General features: G+C 33.9%; 18 protein-coding genes. 5 read left to right on the forward strand and 13 right to left on the reverse strand.

Annotated features, from left to right (window positions below; genetic code table 11):
* Positions 1–101: 101 nt before the first annotated feature.
* The 9 genes from NTZ27_08295 to NTZ27_08335 form a co-directional block, all read right to left on the reverse strand.
* A complete protein-coding gene (locus NTZ27_08295) occupies positions 102–1,340 on the reverse strand; it encodes a hypothetical protein (protein MCX6174732.1) in 1,239 nt (412 codons plus the stop codon).
* Position 1,341: 1 nt separating this feature from the next.
* Entirely contained in the window at positions 1,342–2,229 is an 888-nt protein-coding gene (locus NTZ27_08300) for a hypothetical protein (GenBank protein MCX6174733.1), read from the reverse strand.
* The gene (locus tag NTZ27_08305; GenBank protein MCX6174734.1) at positions 2,226–3,794 is read right to left on the reverse strand and encodes a hypothetical protein; all 1,569 of its coding nucleotides are present in this window, start codon (positions 3,792–3,794) and stop codon (positions 2,226–2,228) included. Before NTZ27_08305 ends, NTZ27_08300 begins: the two co-directional genes overlap by 4 nt.
* A complete protein-coding gene (locus tag NTZ27_08310; GenBank protein ID MCX6174735.1) occupies positions 3,795–5,018 on the reverse strand; it encodes a PilT/PilU family type 4a pilus ATPase in 1,224 nt (407 codons plus the stop codon). It lies immediately after the preceding gene.
* 76 nt (positions 5,019–5,094) lie between these two features.
* Positions 5,095–6,882, reverse strand: a complete 1,788-nt coding sequence (locus NTZ27_08315; protein ID MCX6174736.1) for a GspE/PulE family protein — start codon at positions 6,880–6,882, stop codon at positions 5,095–5,097.
* A 15-nt stretch (positions 6,883–6,897) separates the two neighbouring features.
* Positions 6,898–8,241 (reverse strand): type II secretion system F family protein, encoded by a 1,344-nt coding sequence (locus NTZ27_08320; protein ID MCX6174737.1) that lies wholly within the window; start codon positions 8,239–8,241, stop codon positions 6,898–6,900.
* A gap of 87 nt (positions 8,242–8,328) precedes the next feature.
* Positions 8,329–8,727, reverse strand: coding sequence for a hypothetical protein (locus NTZ27_08325; protein ID MCX6174738.1), 399 nt, complete (start codon positions 8,725–8,727; stop codon positions 8,329–8,331).
* A gap of 217 nt (positions 8,728–8,944) precedes the next feature.
* Positions 8,945–9,337 carry a hypothetical protein gene (locus NTZ27_08330; protein ID MCX6174739.1) on the reverse strand — a complete coding sequence of 131 codons (393 nt, stop codon included), beginning with the start codon at positions 9,335–9,337 and terminating at the stop codon, positions 8,945–8,947.
* A 17-nt stretch (positions 9,338–9,354) separates the two neighbouring features.
* Positions 9,355–9,735 (reverse strand): hypothetical protein, encoded by a 381-nt coding sequence (locus NTZ27_08335; protein ID MCX6174740.1) that lies wholly within the window; start codon positions 9,733–9,735, stop codon positions 9,355–9,357.
* Positions 9,736–10,155: 420 nt separating this feature from the next.
* Between NTZ27_08335 and NTZ27_08340 the strand changes: the two genes are divergently transcribed.
* Entirely contained in the window at positions 10,156–10,578 is a 423-nt protein-coding gene (locus NTZ27_08340; GenBank protein MCX6174741.1) for a hypothetical protein, read from the forward strand.
* 1 nt (position 10,579) lies between these two features.
* Complete coding sequence (locus tag NTZ27_08345; GenBank protein ID MCX6174742.1) at positions 10,580–11,320, forward strand: DUF1828 domain-containing protein; 741 nt, start codon at positions 10,580–10,582, stop codon at positions 11,318–11,320.
* 2 nt (positions 11,321–11,322) lie between these two features.
* Here the strand turns inward: NTZ27_08345 and NTZ27_08350 are convergent, their stop codons facing one another.
* The 3 genes from NTZ27_08350 to aspS all read right to left on the reverse strand — a co-directional run bounded on the left by NTZ27_08350 (position 11,323) and on the right by aspS (position 14,935).
* On the reverse strand, positions 11,323–12,165 hold the full coding sequence (locus tag NTZ27_08350; GenBank protein MCX6174743.1) for a hypothetical protein: 843 nt from the start codon (positions 12,163–12,165) through the stop codon (positions 11,323–11,325).
* A 251-nt stretch (positions 12,166–12,416) separates the two neighbouring features.
* Complete coding sequence (locus NTZ27_08355) at positions 12,417–12,911, reverse strand: hypothetical protein (protein ID MCX6174744.1); 495 nt, start codon at positions 12,909–12,911, stop codon at positions 12,417–12,419.
* Positions 12,912–13,168: 257 nt separating this feature from the next.
* On the reverse strand, positions 13,169–14,935 hold the full coding sequence (gene aspS, locus NTZ27_08360; protein MCX6174745.1) for an aspartate--tRNA ligase: 1,767 nt from the start codon (positions 14,933–14,935) through the stop codon (positions 13,169–13,171).
* A gap of 137 nt (positions 14,936–15,072) precedes the next feature.
* On the opposite strand from aspS, the gene NTZ27_08365 reads away from it, so the two are divergent.
* From NTZ27_08365 to glnA, 3 genes are all read left to right on the forward strand, one after another.
* A complete protein-coding gene (locus NTZ27_08365; GenBank protein MCX6174746.1) occupies positions 15,073–16,209 on the forward strand; it encodes a 4-phosphoerythronate dehydrogenase in 1,137 nt (378 codons plus the stop codon).
* 202 nt (positions 16,210–16,411) lie between these two features.
* Positions 16,412–16,873, forward strand: a complete 462-nt coding sequence (locus NTZ27_08370) for an Lrp/AsnC family transcriptional regulator (GenBank protein MCX6174747.1) — start codon at positions 16,412–16,414, stop codon at positions 16,871–16,873.
* A gap of 2 nt (positions 16,874–16,875) precedes the next feature.
* Positions 16,876–18,303 (forward strand): type I glutamate--ammonia ligase, encoded by a 1,428-nt coding sequence (gene glnA, locus NTZ27_08375; protein ID MCX6174748.1) that lies wholly within the window; start codon positions 16,876–16,878, stop codon positions 18,301–18,303.
* A 74-nt stretch (positions 18,304–18,377) separates the two neighbouring features.
* On the opposite strand, the gene NTZ27_08380 is transcribed toward glnA, so the two are convergent.
* A complete protein-coding gene (locus NTZ27_08380) occupies positions 18,378–19,463 on the reverse strand; it encodes a fibronectin type III domain-containing protein (protein ID MCX6174749.1) in 1,086 nt (361 codons plus the stop codon).
* Positions 19,464–19,509: the final 46 nt, after the last annotated feature.

Genomic DNA, 19,509 nt, shown 5'->3' on the forward strand with positions numbered 1-19,509 from the left:
TTTTACCTTCCGGTTTAATGAGTATTAAAACGGAATGAAAAGCTATTGTTAATTGCTTGACGGTAAGATAACTAACCGCATTAAAATAATTTGTTCTAATACTATTTTTTATCGTCTTCTTTTTTCTTGGATTGCTCTTTATATTTCTCGATATCGTTCTTCTGCTGCTCTAATGTGTTTTGTAATGTGTTTTGTGCCTTCGGTCTTAAAAATCTTTCCCTTAAAGTTGGAAGAATGTCAGCTTTTATCAAAAGAATTATTTCTTTTTGAGAAACTGTAGTCTGATCGTATCCAAAAATATATCTTAGACCTAAAAACCACCACGGAAGATCTCTCAACAACGGAATTCCTCTTCGCACAGTTGTTTCTTCGTTTACAATCAATCCGCCAATCGCAGTTTCTTCTCCGTCAAGTAAAAGAAGATTTGTTGTTACTTCAGTTTTCGGTTTTTCAGTTGATAGCGAACCGATTATTACAGAACTTCTTTCCATCCTAACTTTTAGATAAACATAGTCTATTCCGTCTTGATTTAAAATTGTTGGAGTAACATCAATGATCGTTCCGGCTTGAAAGAACTTATCAACCAAGTTCCCAGAGAAATCCCTTTCTTTAATAGAGAAATCCGAACCTACTTGTGTTTTTCCAGATTTTTTGTTTATTGCCGTAATAACCGGACGGGAAATTATTCTACCAAGATTTTCTTCCTCAAAAAATTTCAATAACGAAGTAGCGGTTCCATCAAACGGACCCATAGAAAAAGTTGACTTGCTGCTTAAATTAAAGTCTGTAGGAACTTGTTGCTGTTGAGTTGTTGTAGATGAAGAAGCCTGGCCTTGAAGAGAAACCAATTTTCCGCCGACTGTTAATCCCGTTTGAGACAACATGAATTCCCAATTAACACCTTTTTCTTTCATCTCTTGAACATTTGCTTCAAACATTACTGCCGATATTTTTACTTCTCTTTCATCAATGGAAACAGAACTTGTATCGGAACCAATTTTTGTATCTGTTTTTCTCCTAACGATAATTGTTGATTCTGTTTCTTCAAAAATCAGATTATTGTATTGAACAATTATGACCAACGCTTTTTTGTACTGCATCTTATCAATTTCAATTCCGATCGGAGTTGTGATAGTTATCGGCGATACAACCTTCTTACCGGAGATTTTCTCACTAACTTTGCTTATTACTTGTATAGCCTGGTCAAAACTGATGCTTTCTGATAACGTAACAAGCTCAGCCGGATTAACATACCCTTTTAATTTATCCTTCAAATCAATTTGACCATGAGTAGTTAACATAAATCCGAATAGAATTAAAATTACGATTAGCTTTTTCATTTTATTTACTCTGCTTTTTTTCTTTTTCAAGTTTCAAATTGTAATTCTCGATTACTCCGCCTTTATTAAGTACAAAATTTACTTCGCTGTTCTGATAATTAATATTTGTAAGATAACCGAGATATACCTGATCACCTTCCCATAATAAATATGTGTTGCCGCTTGCATCAGAAAGGAAAGCCCCGTCCGGAATTAGCGCTAGCAAATGAGCTGATTGAGCATCCAATAATTTATCCTTATTCGGCGGGATCTCGTTTCTAATAAGAGGAAAGAAGAAATCATAAACCGGATTTGGAATTATCTGATTTTCTTTAAAATTCTTTACAAAAAAACGATTATCATTCGAATAATATACTTTTGCCTTAAACTTGTAACTTACTAGATAATGCGGCGTACCGTCTTGCTCTACTTTAACATTATTTGTTAAATCAATGTCACTAACTTTTTTAAGTTGTTTACTTTCCTCTAATGCATAAATTAGTTTAACAAAATCATTGAATTCAGCAATGCCATTTAAAGTGTAATGATAAATATTGTAATCAGCAGAAGTTTCTGTCTCAACATATTCTATGTTAACATATGAGTTCGGTGAAAAATTAAAACTCACTTGATTCACAAAATTGAAGAACGATGCCTGTGTAAGATTATAGGGTATGTTATACTTTCTATTTGCTAATATTGAATCAAGTTCAGCAACTCGTTTTTTGAGAAGATCTAATTGTTGATTCAGAGCATCGGTATCAAGTTGGTAAAGTTTTAATTCTTTGATCTTCTTTTGCTTATCATTAATTTTTCCTTTTTGTAAAAAGAAATGGAAGAATCCCCCGCCAACAAGGATGGCTATAAAAATTATTAAAATTATGATTGTATTTTTTACTTTACTGCTCATTTTGTAGTAAGAGTCTCCTTCATTAACTTCAAATTAAGAATGTATGCAAAAGCGCTTTTTTCTCGAAGTTGTTCATAATTAATACTTTTCAGTAAGGACCCTTTATTCAGATCTGCAAACTCGGTAAGTACACTTCTATTTAATGAATAACCATTCAATTTGATTTCGTCAGGCGTTACTGTTTCAATTTTAGTTACCCAAAAATTTCTTCTTCTTTCAATAAAGTCGGACATTTTAAAAATTGTTTTATTCCAAAGACTGGAACCTTCTGCGGCTTGATCTAGAATTTTTTGAGTAGCATCGAAATTTCTAATTCTTTCATCAATAGGGGCTATTTCAGCAACAAGAGCTTGATTTTCAATTTGTCTCTGATTAAGCCGGGCAATTTCATAATCCAGATCCTTCATTTCACGAATATTGGAAAGTATTTGAAACGTAAAATAAAATGCCGCTCCAAAAAGCAGAGGCATAACAGCATAACTATGCCATCCGAATTGCAGGAATTTTTGATTCTCCTGAATGTACTTCGGCAAAAAATTAACGCCTACATATGTTTTATCAAGTTCGTCAAAATATTCTACAGCAACGGAGATTGGAATTGCATACAAAGCTAAATTTGTTTTGTCTTCTTCACTAATTGAAGAAGTATTAAAATTCTCAAATTTAAGCTCGGAGACATTTGCTTCGGGAAATGTTCCATAGAAAGAAAGGATTAAATTTTCAGATCTGTCTTCACCGCATATAATAATATTATCTAACTTAGGAATACCGCCATTCTCCATCTCCAGAAGTATCTTTGAAAAATAAACATCATAAGTATGAAGATTTTTTGTCCCAATATCTAAAGTTGATCCGATATGAGTAAGTTTTTGTCCTTCCATAAAGATCAGCTTGCTATATTCTTTTCCTATATAAACTATTAGAGAGTAATCTTCAGGAAAAAATTTTGTGGATTTTGAAACGTAATATGCTAATGATAATTCTGCGGTTTTAATTGTAGGTATTTTTAAATATCGTTTCTTATTATAATTGGCTAGTTGATTTATCAAACCAACACAAGGAATCTCTCCTTCAATAAATACTCCAAGCATAGATTTTTCATTCAACTCAAAAACATCTATCAAATCTTCAGTTACTTCTATTCCTTTAGAGGTTTTCAAATCACTAATAACATTTTCGATCAACTTTTTCTTATTAGTATCACTCTGCCCTTCATAAGTATGAAAATTTATTACAGGTTCTGTTACAATTGGAATGAAAAGCATATTACTAAGTTTAAGTTCAGATAGAAGAGAGTTGAGTTGACCTACATCAGATTGATCAATCGGTATAGATGAAGATGAAAGTACTCCTTCAGTATCAAGATTATCAAAAGAGACTTGATCTGCAGAGATTAGATCCTGTCCATCAAGTTCAGCCATTACATCTTGTTTTAAAGACGACTGAAGCGTGCGGGACATAGTAAGAGAACCAACACTATGAATATTAATACCGTCTTTATCTCTTGATAAAACAGCAAGTTTAGCATCGGTGCCTTCACAATATAGACAGACAATCTGTTTCATCTATCCCTTTAATAATTGAAGAATTCTAGTTTTATTGTTAGCATAAGCAATAGCACTTTCTTTAGAGATTTTCTTTTCGGCACATAAACGTAACAAATCCTGTTCCATCGTAACCATGCCCTGAGGGCCTCCTTGATTGATCATCATGTAAATTTCACTGGTATTATTGTTCTTTATTGCCGCTCTAACCGAAGGAGTAACAATTAAAACCTCTTTAGCCAGCACTCTTTTGCCGTCTAAACTTGGTACAAGTTTCTGAGATGCGACAGAAATTAAAACGTCTGCCAGACGGTTTCTTACTCTTTCTTGCTCTGTGGGATTAACCTCTGCAATTATACGATCTATAGATTCTACAGCAGATGATGTATGTAATGTTGAGAATACTTTATGCCCGGTATCTGTTACTTCTAAAGCCGCCATGATTGTATCGGAATCCCTCATTTCTCCAATTACAATAATATCGGGATCTTGACGTAATGCTTGAATAACTCCTTCTTTAAACGAATTTACATCTCTGCCAACCTCACGATGTTTGATTATTGCTTTTCGTGATTTGTGGACATATTCTATTGGAGAAGCAATAATTACAATATGGCATGGGTTAGTATCATTATGAAAATCAATAATTGCATCAAGTGTGGTTGATTTACCAGATCCTGTAATTCCTGTAATCAACGAGAGACCGAATTTAATATAACTATGGCTCATTGTTTTAATTGCGACAGGATGAAAGTCTAAAGATTCAATCGGACGTATTCGCGTCTGTATTGATCGCATATTTAGAGCAACACTATCCAAATCAAAATATGCATCGGCTCTAAATCTAACGTCTAAGTTTGCTTTATCGAAATGGAATGAATAACTGAAATCAAGATTTCTTTCTTGTAATAAAAAATCTATTTGGTTTTTACTGAGTAAAGTCATTACAAGAGTAGATGTTTCATCTTCAGTAAATTGAGGAATATCTGCAACACGTTCTTTTTTTCCAAATATTCTGAACCAAACATAATTTTGAGCACCGTGTCCGCCTAATTCAACATCAGATGCTTGACGGTCTATCATTATTTCTAAAATACTATTGATCAATTGTAAGATGTGAAGCCGCTGTTCAACCTGAAGCTCGTGAATGTGTTCTGTTATATAATTAACACGCTCGGGGCCAAGAACAGTAGAAGGAATTTTTGCAGTAAAAGCCGTAAGTATCTGTTTTGCATCTGAAATCATTAATATCCGCCACTTAAATGAATAAATAGCAAGGTGAATTATACTTTAATTACAATATAAAAAAAAGATTGCTGAATTAGTCTTCCATTGTTGCGCCAATTACTTCTTGAATAGAAGTTAATCCAAGTTGTACTTTCTCAAAACCTGAATCGCGCAAACTTTTTGTCCCGTCTCTTCTTGCTTGATCGCGTAATGATTCTTCATCAATTTCTTCGCCAGCACGTACAATTAATCTTCTAACTTCTTTTGTAAAATAAAGAGCTTCATGTATTGCCATTCTTCCTTTATAACCACTGTGATTACACTTCTCGCATCCTGCAGCATCATAAATTTCATGTCCCATCCAATCTTTTATATCGAGTCCAGTTGGAAGTATATGATCTTCGAGATTCACAATTTTCTTCTTACAACTTTCGCATAATTTTCTGATAAGTCTTTGGGCAACAATAATGTTAATAGCATAAGCAATTAGAAATGGTTCAACACCCATCTTAAATAAACGCGCAACGGCACTGGGTGCATCGTTTGTATGTAATGTGGAAAATGTTAAGTGACCTGTGTTGGCAAGTTTAATAGCTGTTTCGGCTGTCTCTTTATCACGCATCTCACCAACGAGAACGATATCCGGATCGTGCCGTAAGATTGATCTGATTGCCTGTTCAAAATTCATTTTGTAACCAATCTTAAGCTGACGCGCTCCTTCGATAACATATTCTACAGGATCTTCTACTGTTAAAACATTTTTTGTGGGATTGATTACCTGATAAAGTGCTGCAACTAATGTTGTTGATTTACCGCTTCCTGTTGGTCCAGTTAAAATAATCATTCCCTGGGGTTGACTTATTGCTTTTACAAATGCTGTGTTTGCGTAACCAGTAAGACCTAATTTTCCTAAATCCCGGATTACTTTTCTATCATCAAGAATTCTTATTACTATACTTTCAAATTTATTTTTTAATTCTGTGCCAACAGTAGGGAGAACAGAAACTCTATAACGAATAATATGTCCATCGATTTCTCTTTGCATAAAACCATCTTGAGCACGTTCTCTCTCAAATCTGTCCAGTCCTTTCGATCGATCTTTTACAACTGCCATTACGGCCTCGGGTAATGTGTTTTCCTGAGTATGCCAAAGCATTAATTTACCATCTAAGCGAAAATGTATTTCTGTTTTGTTGCCGGACTTTGGAATAATATGAATATCACTTACACCTTTTCGAGTTCCTTCAATAAGTGCAGCTTCAACTAAATTGATTAACGCACTTTTATTAATTTCTGCATCAAGTTCTTCTTCGTCAACTGATGCTTCATCCTGAACTACTTGAATTTCTTCTCCTGCTTCCTGAACTAATTTCAAATATTCGTTTTCGGAAGTAACAAGAAGAGAAATTAATTTTTCATAATCTTTTTTTCTGAGGTAATTTATCTCATACTTTTTAATGTTTAATGTATATGCTACCTTTGCAATATTTCTATCAGTTGGATCAACCGCTGCAAGAATCAATTTGTCTTTTTGTCTTTCATCGTACTTAAAAGGAATAACGCGGTGTTCAAGAAGCATTTTCTGAACTTCTTTTCCTTGCCGGGTCATTAAATTTTTAATTTCGGCAATACGTTCGTCAGGTAATTCTTCGGGATGAATATTTAATTCTTTGAAAGCATAAAGAACTGCAACTTCTCTAAATATCATATCATGATCATAACCAAATTCGTCTACCAAAATTTGAGCAAGATTTCTTTTAAGTTTGGTTTGGTCGCTATCTTTTATTTTGAGAGATTGTTCTAAAATTTTGTGATCAATAATTCCTTTTTTTAGAAGGAGATAACCGATCTTATCGGTCATTTCTAACTGAGCATCAAGCATCGTTTTTCCTATCTGTTATTTCATCATTGGTGATTTAGGGCTTATGGTTGCAGTTTCAGCAGATACAAGAGTAAGACCAATCATAACAACCATTATAACCATTGCAATTCCAACTTGAATTAATTCAATAACATTTTTCAATCTGTAAACTGTTTCACTTTCATAATAATTTGCCAGTTGTAGTGCAGTATTTTTTATTGTACCTGTTTCTTCGCCTGAATGAAATCTTGAAAGAGCAGTTTCAGTAAAAACACCGCAAGCAGTAAAAGCTTCAGTAATGCCAATACCTTTTTTTATCATTAAAGGTATAGCTACATTTTTAATTTGATGTTCAAAATAAGTATTACCCGCCGCTTCTGCTGCTATTCGTATTGGTTCTATGCTTTCTGCCGATCCGCTGTATAAAGTATAAAATACTCTGCAAAAAACTTCAATAAGAGTTTTATGTATCAAGGAACCCATGATTGGCATCTTGAGCATGTAACGATCAATTATCAATCTGCCAGCTTCTGTCTTACCGAATCGCCAAAGTGCAATTGGTGGAATGATACAGACAAGAGCAACCAGTAAACCATTATTCATTAAAAAGTTGCTAATATTTAACGTAGCTGCAGTTAAAGGCGGAAGTTTTATATTAAACTTTACAAAAAGTTTTGCCGTGGCAGGAAAGATGTATCCGACATAAAAAAGTACGGCTAGGAAAAGTACGAATAAAGTTACCATTGGAGTAATAAGAGCACTTCGTATATTTTTCTTGAACTCTTGCTGTCTTTCTAAAAATTTTGCTGTAGCTTTATAAATTTCTGCCATATTACCGCTCTTAGAAGCTAACCCCAACATGTATGCAGTAAATTTTCCAAATACTGATTGATAACGTAAAAATGTAGCTTCGCTATCAGCGCCTTTTTTCATTTCATTGTTAATTTGTTTTAGTGTTTCCCTCAATGTTTTATTTTCGATGTCATTAACAAGTAATGTAAGAATCTCACTATAAGGAAGTTTTTGATCAAGAAGTTCAGCGCTAATTTTAACAAATGAAACTATATCTTTCTGTGGAGGTTTAAAATTAAGTTCTAAAAGTTTTCTGTTGATCGAAAGTACTTCGTAACCAAGTTTTCTAAGAGCAGCAACTACTTCTTCTTTATTAAATGCGCGTTGCTCTCCTCTTATTGGTTTTTCTTTCCCTTTTTTGATTTTATAAAGGTAAGTGTTTTTCTTTTCAATAGATTGAACTTTAAGCTGATTTTTTTTAGCAAGTTTTTCAATTTTCTTTTTTGCTTCAGAAAAAGTCGGCTCGCTAAATGATCCGCTTATAACCTGTCCATTTGCCTTTTGCGCAGTAAATCTAATTTCTATCATAAGTAAAATCTAATATGAAAAAGAAAGCCGATAATCCCAATTAGTTGGGACTATCGGCTTTCAATTTAACAAAATTATTGTTAAAAATTAATTGTTTATCACAGTTGAGATTGAACTTGGGTTGACTGTCATAGTTACCTTAACTTTCGTAGATCCATCAGTACCTGTTTCAGTTCCTACTGCAACAAGGGTTACCACTTGTGCAGCTACTGTAACTGTTAATGCCGCGCTCATATTTGCTGTTGGATTTAAAGATGCCGGAACTGTCCAGCCGGCGCCGCCGTTGAAAGCATTACCGCCGCCGCCAAGAGCTGTAGGTTTTCTATAGAATTGTTGTGCAAGTGATGATAAGTTTGTTAAGTCTGCAATAACTCCATCACGATTAGCTTGTGATGCACTTGCTGTAAATACATTGATACCCACAACTACTGCGATACCAACTATAATTACACCAAGAACGATTAGTAATAATTGTTGTTGACCCATTTTTGTAACTCCTTCTTGTTTGTTTGTGTTTGTTAATTAGATTAAAGAATATATATCCTGAAATAATTGTCAATTTTTGTCGAAGTAACCAAACATAGTCCCACTATATAGTTACTTTCATATTTCATGTTCTGTTATATCCTTGTTCATTTTCTGTGCCAACGAATTCTCTTCACATCGTGGCTATTAATCAACTTAATTTGCGTAAGGTGACTTACTAATTATTAATTGTTGTTGAAGTAATTGCATTTGGCCCGACTAGCATTGTTACTTTAACAACCGTAGTTCCATCATTACCTTTTTCGGTACCAACACCAACAAGTATTACCGATTGTGCTGCTACTGTATACGTTACTGCTACACTCATATTTGCGGTTAATGATAAGTTTGCAGGAACTATCCATCCTGTAAATGTATGACCGCCGCCCTTTAATGTTATTGGTTCTCTATAATATTTTTGTGCCATGGAAGCAATATTCGTTAAATCTGCAATAATTGCTTCTCTATTTGCTTTTCCTGAACTTGATGAAAAATAATTTATTCCAACTACTATAGCTATTCCGATAATTATTATACCAAGAACAATAAATAGTAGTTGCTGTTGACCCATCTTTAATCCCTCACAATTTATTTAATTATGGTCGTTGTAAATGAAGTAGATGTCACATTTATTCTTACTGTTACAGAGTCATTACCAGTTACAACCTCATTACCTACTCCCGTAATGATTACATTATCCAGAGAAACGACCGCAGTAAAATTACCATTGGCAGTCACAGATAATTCGGTTGGAATAGTCCAACCCGAAAAAGTTCTTGAACCACCACCCATAGCACCTGGCTTCATGTAGTATTGCTGGGCCATTGAAGCTAAATTTACCAATTCATTTGTAACATTATTCCGCTTAGTTTCGATAGCATTAGCTCTAAAAAGATTGATACCAACGAATATCGCAATTCCAACTATAATAACTCCCAGCGCTATAAGTAATAGTTGCTGTTGACCCACCTAATTCTCCGCTGCATTTGATAATCGGTAAATTCTTCCGCCCAACTTTCTCTCCATTCTTATTTGAGAATTCTAATAAGTCAATTATCAAACCAACTTTTAGATAGAATAAAAAGTGCATTTTCGTTGAAAGGAATATAAAAAACGGAAAGATTAATAGAAAGAGAAATCTACTTTAAGTTGGATGGATTTGTCCGTGAAGTAATACTTACATGTAAAGATGGGTAAGACTATGGTAGTGTCCTAATTTGAACGACTTTTTTTGTTTTGTTATTTTTTAATAAATAGAAGTTCTTAAAAATATTGATTGATTGCAATCTCAAAGTAGATTGGATAGAAATGCACAGATATAAATTACGCTTGTATATATTAAGTAGTCAGCATATATTTTATATATGTTAAAATATGGGTTGTTACTTTTTGCAAGTAGACGAAGCAACTATAGAGCATATTATCAATTCCCTAAGAACTTGGCTTGATGCCGATCCGGTGTGGGCAAGGAAAGAGAATTCATATTTAATTGACTTACCAATTAAAAACGAGGAGAATTTAGAACTTCGCTTTTGTGCTACTAAAAATGATACCGCTATTGCAGTTCCTAATTTTGTATATTTATTTAATAACAAGAGAATACGTGGATTAGATTATCATACGTCGTATATAGATTGTTATGGTAAAAAAAATTCTGGTGTTCACGAACATAAATGGTCAAACAAAAATCAAGATAACGATAAATTTCCAAACAATGACTTTGAACATATTCCCTCCGATAGACAGATAAATTATATTCTTAAACTTTGGAAAATTGACTATCGGGAACAATTAAGATTGGAGTTAAAATAAAATGAAATGTGAAATCTTATTAGACAGTTACTTAAGAGCTGTAGCAAACAACTCTGAAATTAGACGCATTCAAGATAACTGTGTGCTTATTACTCCATATCTGCATTCTCACGGAGTGTATATTTCTGTGTTCGCTAATGAATCTGATAACAAGATTAAAGTTCACGATAATGGCGAAACCTTACAATCTCTTTTCTTGAGAGGAGTTAAAATAGTTGATAATTCTCACCGAGAAGAATTATTAAAAGATATATGCAGAACTTATAATGTCGAAGTCAATGGCTGGACAATTCAAAAAATAATTGAAGTTGATTATCTTGGCGAAGCAATTATTGATTTAATAAACGCCGTTAAATCTGCTAATGATTTAATATATCTTCATCAGGCAAGCTCTTCAAATGTTTTTAGATTCGAAGTAGAAATGTTTCTCAAAGGGAAAAATTTAAGTTATACTCCAAACAAGAAAATTAATGGCAGAACAACAGAACATCGAATTGATTTTCATTATAAAAAAGAGAAAGATAATTTTATTAATGTAATTTCAGGCTCCGACTTACAAACCAAAGTTATCAAATCAGGATTTAGCTATTACGATATCAAAGAGAATCATACAAATTTTGCTTGGATAAGCGTTCTGAATCCCGAAGATAAATGGACAGCACATTCATTAGAGATTCTAAATCAATTCTCACAAACAGTCACTTGGCAAAACAAAGACAGCTTAATAAATCTATTAAATTAAATTTAAGCAACTTGTTTTTGCTTTACCGAAATTCCTAAAAATTCTTCCCAACTCCAAATACGATTTGTAATATTTGATTCCATCGCCGGAGTTGATTTCAACGTCTGATGAACACGCATAAAGTTGTAGTAAAAGAAGTGAAGCGAACACGCACATTTTAAGTTTTCAAGTTTCTTAGAGAAAGCATTTGTTAATCTTGTGAATCTTCTCATATTCATTCGCATAGTTAAATTTTGTCTTTCGATGTGAGAAGTTGAGATTCTCGAAAATTCAGGATTTCCGTTAATCCATTTTTTGTGTAAACATATTATTTTGGGTGGTGAATATCTTCTCTCATACTGGTTATCGTTTGCATACATTTTAGAAATTTGTGCAAACTCAATGTTCTCGCCGAAAGATTCATTAACAGCTTCACAATAAGCGGGGAAAGAATCAGTAGAAAGCTGAAACCGATTAACAATTCTTTCTCTTCGTTGATTTATAAACGTTACGGTAGAATCAAGATTTCTTTTGCCGACATAAAAAGCGGGAACAAGTTTAGTCTCTGAATCCATAGCGACAAAAACATACTGATCGCCGATTTCGATATTTTTCTTTTCGTCTTTAGATTGGGTGGTTCTTTTTTTATAACAGTAAGTCCAGATCTCATCTGCTTGAATGTAGTTCGATTTTAAGTTCACAAATTTTTCGTTCATAGTTTCTTGTGCTCTATTTCCTGCAGAGACTAAAAGTCTCATAATTGTATCTCGGTGAGTATTGGAAAGTCTTTCTGTTGATCTGATTGAGTTCCCCTCACAAAGAGATTGTAAAATTAAAACTTGTTTTTCGATTGATAACTTATTCATTACAGGCATCCTTATTTTTACATTGATTAAACGCCTGCTATGAATTATATTTGATTTGAGATTGATAGCTTGTTCACGCAGGCTATTAGTTTAGGGTTTGTAGGTGTTAGCGCACTTGCAGACCCGTTTATAAAGCCCGTTCTATTCAAACGGGCAACGATATTATTTTCAACAACGTTTTCACCTTTACTCCTTTCATATTATTAGCGTAATCAGTTATTTAGAGGGTAGTTCGAGCTACCCTTTCTTTTCTAACTTTCTTTTTCTTCTTTTTTCACTTCAAGTTTTTCATCAATTAATACATCGGCTTTTCTTTTCTCTCTCTTTTTATCTGGGTAAAACTCCCATAGCCCATAAGCATTACTACTTTTCACATAAACAAAATCACTTGAGTTTTTGCCTAATGAAATTGCAAGATTGCGATATTGAATGGCTTCATTCTTGTTTCCCGTAAACTCAAAACCACCAGTTTTAAGAGCGTCATAAATTTCTTTTGCTGTTACAGCTTGTCCACGCATCTTTAGATATTCTTTTACAGCGGTAGCCAGACCCTTGCCGAAGAATTGATCTGGTCTGATGTTCGCCGAATTACCGATAGAAGAAAATTCAGAATCGGTAAAAGGTTGCTCTTTTCCCATTAATGCGGAAAGACTATTAATGTTCTTTTTAATTTCGTTGGCTCTTTTGGTCAGAGTTTCTAATTCAGCGTAAAGAGACTCAATCGCACTTGTAAGATCTGCTGACATTTTAACCTCGACTTAATTATTTTTGTTAGTGCGAATATAGTCTAAGTGAGATGATATGTCAAGAACAAAATGGGGACTTAGGGTAGTCAGTTTCCCAAGTTATTATATTGTAATGAGTTAGCTCTTAAAAATATTTTGGGAGAGATCATGTTTCCGTGCATCTTTAACCTTAACATAAAGTATTTATAAACTTAAGAGGTAAATTTATTTACCTAATTCAACTTAGGACACTACCAGACTATCACTGCCTTTTAGAGTTACTTTACTCTTATATGAAGCTCTGTAAGTTGTGCATCATCCACATGAGAAGGAGAATCATCCATTAATGAAATACCACTAGAAGTTTTTGGAAATGCAATAACATCTCTTATTGATGATACACCGGCAAATAGCATTGCTAATCTATCAAAACCAAATGCTATTCCTCCATGCGGTGGAGCGCCAAATTTAAATGCATTCATTAAAAATCCAAATTTTTCATTTGCTTCTTCTTCCCCAATACCTAAAGCATCAAACATTTTAGATTGCAATTTTGAATCATGAATTCGAATACTTCCTCCGGCAATTTCATTACCGTTTAGAACTAAATCATAAGCACGAGCTTTCACTTTGGCAGGATCAGTTTTCATTAAAGAAACATCCTCTAATCTTGGAGAAGTGAAAGGATGATGCATAGCATAAAATCGTTTTGTTTCTTCATCCCACTCAAATAACGGAAATTCTGTAACCCAGAGTAGCGATGGTTTTGAATCCGGTTTGATTAATTCCATTCTTTTTGCCATTTCAAGACGAAGAGCGCCCATGATCGAAAGTGTTTTTATTTTCTGTCCGGTTAAAATGAAAAGTAAATCTCCTGGCGCTGCATTCATTTTCTTAATAATATTTTGTTTTTCATCCTCGGATAAAAATTTTGCTATTGGAGCTTCTAGATCATTTTCTTTTACTCTCATCCAAATCAATCCGCCGGCGCCAAGTTTTTTTACAAAATCCGTAAGCACATCAAGTTGATTGCGGGTATAATCGCCACAATTTTTTGCAAGTAATCCGGTAACAGTACCGTTGTTAGTTACAGAATCTTTGAAGACTCTAAAATCAGAGTTTTCGAATACATCATTCAGAGTAATCATTTCAAGATCGAAACGCAGATCAGGTTTATCGCTTCCGTATTTTTCCATTGCATTATCATAACTCAAACGGGGAAGCGGCAAAGTAATTTCATAATTAAGAATTTTTTTTAAAAATTCTTTCATCAATCCTTCTACCATCTCAAAAATATCTTCTACATCCACAAAAGACATTTCAACATCAATCTGTGTAAATTCATATTGGCGGTCTGCCCTTAAATCTTCATCTCTAAAACATTTTACAATCTGAAAATATCGGTCAAGTCCGGCAACCATTAAGATTTGCTTATATGTTTGCGGTGACTGTGGTAATGCGTAAAATTTTCCTTTATGCATTCTGCTTGGAACTAAAAAATCACGCGCTCCTTCAGGAGTACTTTTCATTAGCACTGGAGTTTCAACTTCAACAAATCCGTTTTCATCAAAATATTTTCTTGTTATTTGATACATCTTATGGCGAAGCAGAAGGTTTTTTTGCATTTCGTTTCGGCGCAGATCCAAAAAACGGTACTTCAACCGTAGATCTTCATGTACATCAATCATATCCTCAATTGGAAATGGAGGAGTCTCTGAATGATTTAGGATGATTAGTTTATCTACCATAACATCTACTTGCCCAGTAGGTAATGCCGGATTCTCGGTACCTTCAGGGCGTTTTCTGACTTTTCCTTCAATAGATATTACATATTCACTTCTTAATTTTTTTCCATGTTCGTGTTCATTTGAATTATAGGAAGGTTCAAAAACAACTTGTGTTATTCCGTGGCGGTCACGCATCTCTATAAAAATTACACCGCCTAAATCGCGTCGAACTGCAACCCACCCGTTCAAAACTACATTCTGACCAATATTATTCTCTCTTAGTTCTCCGCATGTATGCGTTCTTCTTTTGAATTCCATAAACCTTTTATAACTCCATAATAAAATTTAGGGGCAAAGATAAACATTTAAGAAGGGGTATTCAAATTAGGGATTAGATACGGTTTCTTTGAACGTGTTGAATTATATTTACAAGTAATTAATTCGTAAATAACGAAATGAAGATTGTTGTAGATGAAAATATTCCTCAAGCCCGTGAAGCTTTTGATAGTTTTGGGGAATTAATATTTTCAACCGGACGAAAAATCTCGAAAGAACTTTTAGCTGATATTGATGTCTTACTAGTTCGTTCAATCACTAATGTTAATGAAAAATTATTAACCGGCACAAATGTAAAATTTGTTGCCACTGCAACAGCCGGTACAGATCATGTTGATAAAGAATATCTAATTAGGAATAAAATAACTTTTGCCGATGCAGCCGGCTGCAATTCTTTTTCGGTTGCTGAGTACTTGATTGCTGCTTTATCTAACATTTTTTCGAATAATAATTTTTCTTTTAATGGAAAAAGTCTAGGCATTGTTGGAATTGGTAATGTCGGAAGCAAAGTGGCCAGCTTTGCAAAAGCCCTTGGTTTTAATGTACTACAAAACGATCCGCCGATTGAAAGAAAATCGGGTGTAAAAGATTTTGTACCTCTCGAAGATATTCTTCAATGTGATATTATTTCACTTCACGTTCCGCTTACTCATTCGGGAATTGATAAAACATATCATTTGCTGAACGAGAAAAATCTTAATCAAATAAAAAGTGGAACAATTTTAATTAACACTTCGCGCGGTGAAGTTGTTGATAACGAAGCTTTGAAAAAAAGATTACAAAACAAAAATGATCTAATCACGGTTTTAGATGTTTGGGAGAATGAACCAAATATAGATTTTGAATTACTCAAGATGGTAAATCTTTGCTCGGCACATATTGCGGGTTATTCACTTGAAGGGAAAGTTAACGGTACAGAAATAATTTATAATAAACTTTGTGACTTCTTAGGCATTACCCCAAATTGGGAAGCAAAATATCCAGCAATCTCTAATTCAGTAATCACAATTGACAGGAGATTATCTTTAGAAGAATTATTGAACGATATCATCAACCAAATTTATACAATTGAGAAGGATGATAAATTATTACGAGAAGGAATAAATTTAGGCATGCATCAGCAAGCAAAACATTTCGATGATCTTAGAAAAAACTATCCGGTAAGACGTGAGTTTAACAATTATACAATCAAATTAAATTTTGCTGATCCTGAAATAAAAAAAAAATTAGAATCTCTCCGATTTAACGTTATTTAGCTAATACCATTTTCCGCACTATTAAAATAAAACAGAAGGTAATTTTTCTAATCAAGATAAACCCTAATTGCTACTGCTAATTTAAAAAAGAATGGTCTTAAGACAATGCAATTTTAATTCGCACAGGTACTTGCATATTTACTCAACCCGCCTTATATTTTCAGTCGAATTTATAGAATAGCCTAAATAATTTAGAAAATATATGCTTGATGACTTAGATATAACAATACTTAGAAAACTACAGGAAAACGGAAGGACTAAAAGAAATGAACTGGCTGAGGCAATTGGTTTATCCATTCCTTCTCTAAGCGAGCGTCTAAAAAAGTTGGAAGACAATGGCGTAATTGAAGGTTACTACACAAAAGTTAATCGTCATGTTTTTGGTTTAGATATGATGGCTTTTGTTTCTGTGATTATGGATTCATCAAAGAATTATGAAAAATTTTCCGACCTGGTAAAAAAGACTCCAGAAATTCTTGAATGTCATTCAATACTTGGCGAAGGATCTCATATTCTAAAAATTGTAGTAAAAGAAACTAAAGCCCTTGAATTACTTCTAAGCAAGATTCAATCTTGGCCGGGAGTTACGCGAACTATAACAAGTTTTGTTTTATCGTCAATGAAAGAGACAACAAGTTTAAACTTACAATCTAAAAAGGAGTAGCAATGGCAAAAGCAAATTCTCCCGCACTCAATGTGCTTGCGTACATAAAAACGAACAAGATCCAATTCGTTGATTTCAAGTTCATGGATTTTCCCGGACAGTGGCAACATTTCTCTGTTCCTGTCAATCAATTAAGTGAAGATTCTTTTGAGGACGGATTCGGATTTGACGGTTCATCAATCCGTGGTTGGAAACAAATCCATGAAAGCGATATGCTTATCATTCCGGATGCAACAACAATGTTCCTCGATCCGTTTATAACATTGCCGACAATCTCTATGATCTGTGATGTATATGAACCGGCTACAAAAGAAAAATATTCGCGGTGCCCGCGCAACATTGCACAAAAAGCCGAGGCATATTTGAAATCAACCGGCATTGCCGATACAGCATACTTTGGGCCTGAAGCCGAATTTTTTGTTTTCGACGATGTACGCTTTGATTCAGGACCAAACTTTTCTTTTTACTCTGTTGATTCTGTAGAAGGAAAATGGAATAGCGGTCGTGAAGAAGATCCAAATCTTGGTTACAAACCTCGCTATAAAGAAGCTTACTTTCCCGTTCCTCCGACTGATAAACTAAATGATCTTAGAAATGAAATGGTTGTAAATCTAATGAACATGGGAATTGAAGTTGAAACACAACATCACGAAGTTGCAAGTGGAGGACAATGCGAAATTGATTTGCGATTTGCGCCGTTATTAAAAGCTGCCGATCAATTACTAATGTTTAAATATGTTGTAAAAAATACTGCAAAGAAAAACGGAAAGACCGTTACATACATGCCAAAACCGATCTTTGGAGATAACGGAAGCGGTATGCACGTACATACAAGTCTATGGATGAAAGGTAAACCTCTTTTTGCAGGCGTCGGTTATGCAGGTTTAAGTGAAATGGCTCTTTATTATATCGGTGGACTTTTAAAACATGCGCCATCATTACTTGCTTTTACAAACCCGACAACTAATTCATATAAGAGATTAGTTCCGGGTTTTGAAGCTCCAGTAAATTTAGCATACTCGCAAAGGAACAGGAGCGCTTCCATAAGAATTCCAATGTTCTCTAACAATCCAAAAACTAAACGTGTTGAATTCCGCTGTCCAGATCCATCAAGTAATCCTTACCTTGCTTTCTCTGCTATTATGATGGCCGGTCTTGATGGAGTGAAAAATCGAATTGATCCAGGTGATCCATTAGATAAAGATATTTACGATCTGTCACCGGAAGAATTGAAAGATGTTCCTTCAACTCCAGAATCTCTTGGAAAAGCTTTGGAAGCTTTAGCTGATGATCATGAATATTTATTAAAGGGTGATGTGTTTACAGAAGATGTTATTAATACATGGATAAATTATAAGATCACTAAAGAAATAAAGCCAATGGCATTACGTCCTCATCCTTTTGAATTTGAAATGTACTATGATGTATAAAAAATTAGTATAGATAGAAAATATTAAAAACAATCAAAGGCGGATATTTATCCGCCTTTACTGTAAATTACCTATTATTTTATTAACAACATCTTTTTTACTTCCACAAATTTTCTCCCGCTTTCAACTGATTGAGCTATCATCTTCACTAGATAAACGCCGCTTGAACGATTACTGCCGTTAAAATTTAATTCATAGTGTCCTTCATTTTGGATATCATTTACTAAAGTAGATATATGTTCTCCCAATATTGTAAAAATAGAAATTTTAACTTGGCTTTGGCGTGGTAGATCATAACGAATAAGTGTACTTGGATTAAACGGATTAGGATAATTTTGAAGAAGTAAATAATCAGAAGGAATTATACTTACATTATCTATAGAAGTCAGAGTTTTAAGTTTTACTTCCTGAGTATATTCTGATTCCGTACTTGCGCTATATGCTGCAACTCTGTAAGTGTATTCAGTCTCAACATCTAAGCTTTGATCTTTATATGTTGTTACATTAGCGCCGACAATTGCAATTTCTGTCCAGGCACCAGTTGCAGTTTTCTTCCTATCAATTCTAAATCCCGTTTCATTATTAGAATTATCATTCCATTGCAGATTAATAGTTTTAGCAGGATTTTCATTAATAATTAAATTAGATGGATCAGCAACCGGATTCTGTTTTGTTATTTGTACAGTTCCGCTAATTGGATTAGAACCTGCCGGAGTCCAGCGAAATGAAAATGTACCATTAATATTAAGATTGTTGAATGTGCCTGTAGCTGCAATATTACTTGCATTAGGATTTGGAATATTGATTGCTGTACCGGAATAAGCTCCTGTATAAAAACCGGTGCCACTTATATCACCCCAAATTATTGAATTAAAGTTTGCTGTAAATCCGGTTGATGTTAGAGTAATATCTGTTAAAAAACCCGGTCTATTATCTACGCCTAATATAGCGCCTCCAACAGTCCAATTGCCATGAGCTTTTTGCTGAACTTCATCAACAGTGATTACAACACTTATGTTTCCCGTACTACCATAATAATTGTTTACCCATTGTCCGGTCCATGTTCCTTCCATAGATTTAAAGTTACGAATTTGGCCAAAGGCTGTGCTCGAAATAAAAAGTATAAAGAGCAAAGAAAAATTTAGAAGAATTCGTTTCATTTTATTTCCTCCAATTAGATATTATTTTATAAAACAATATTTTTTG

The organism is Ignavibacteriales bacterium, from assembly GCA_026390775.1.
GTDB lineage: Bacteria > Bacteroidota > Ignavibacteria > Ignavibacteriales > Melioribacteraceae > Fen-1258.

Excerpts from the sequence above, each read along its gene's own strand:
- NTZ27_08295 (MCX6174732.1), bottom strand. The coding sequence starts at position 1,340 with ATGAAAAAGCTAATCGTAATTTTAATTCTATTCGGATTTATGTTAACT.
- NTZ27_08300 (MCX6174733.1), bottom strand. The coding sequence starts at position 2,229 with ATGAGCAGTAAAGTAAAAAATACAATCATAATTTTAATAATTTTTATA.
- NTZ27_08305 (MCX6174734.1), bottom strand. The coding sequence starts at position 3,794 with ATGAAACAGATTGTCTGTCTATATTGTGAAGGCACCGATGCTAAACTT.
- NTZ27_08310 (MCX6174735.1), bottom strand. The coding sequence starts at position 5,018 with ATGATTTCAGATGCAAAACAGATACTTACGGCTTTTACTGCAAAAATT.
- NTZ27_08315 (MCX6174736.1), bottom strand. The coding sequence starts at position 6,882 with ATGCTTGATGCTCAGTTAGAAATGACCGATAAGATCGGTTATCTCCTT.
- NTZ27_08320 (MCX6174737.1), bottom strand. The coding sequence starts at position 8,241 with ATGATAGAAATTAGATTTACTGCGCAAAAGGCAAATGGACAGGTTATA.
- NTZ27_08325 (MCX6174738.1), bottom strand. The coding sequence starts at position 8,727 with ATGGGTCAACAACAATTATTACTAATCGTTCTTGGTGTAATTATAGTT.
- NTZ27_08330 (MCX6174739.1), bottom strand. The coding sequence starts at position 9,337 with ATGGGTCAACAGCAACTACTATTTATTGTTCTTGGTATAATAATTATC.
- NTZ27_08345 (MCX6174742.1), top strand. The coding sequence starts at position 10,580 with ATGAAATGTGAAATCTTATTAGACAGTTACTTAAGAGCTGTAGCAAAC.
- NTZ27_08350 (MCX6174743.1), bottom strand. The coding sequence starts at position 12,165 with ATGAATAAGTTATCAATCGAAAAACAAGTTTTAATTTTACAATCTCTT.
- NTZ27_08355 (MCX6174744.1), bottom strand. The coding sequence starts at position 12,911 with ATGTCAGCAGATCTTACAAGTGCGATTGAGTCTCTTTACGCTGAATTA.
- aspS (MCX6174745.1), bottom strand. The coding sequence starts at position 14,935 with ATGGAATTCAAAAGAAGAACGCATACATGCGGAGAACTAAGAGAGAAT.
- NTZ27_08365 (MCX6174746.1), top strand. The coding sequence starts at position 15,073 with ATGAAGATTGTTGTAGATGAAAATATTCCTCAAGCCCGTGAAGCTTTT.
- NTZ27_08370 (MCX6174747.1), top strand. The coding sequence starts at position 16,412 with ATGCTTGATGACTTAGATATAACAATACTTAGAAAACTACAGGAAAAC.
- glnA (MCX6174748.1), top strand. The coding sequence starts at position 16,876 with ATGGCAAAAGCAAATTCTCCCGCACTCAATGTGCTTGCGTACATAAAA.
- NTZ27_08380 (MCX6174749.1), bottom strand. The coding sequence starts at position 19,463 with ATGAAACGAATTCTTCTAAATTTTTCTTTGCTCTTTATACTTTTTATT.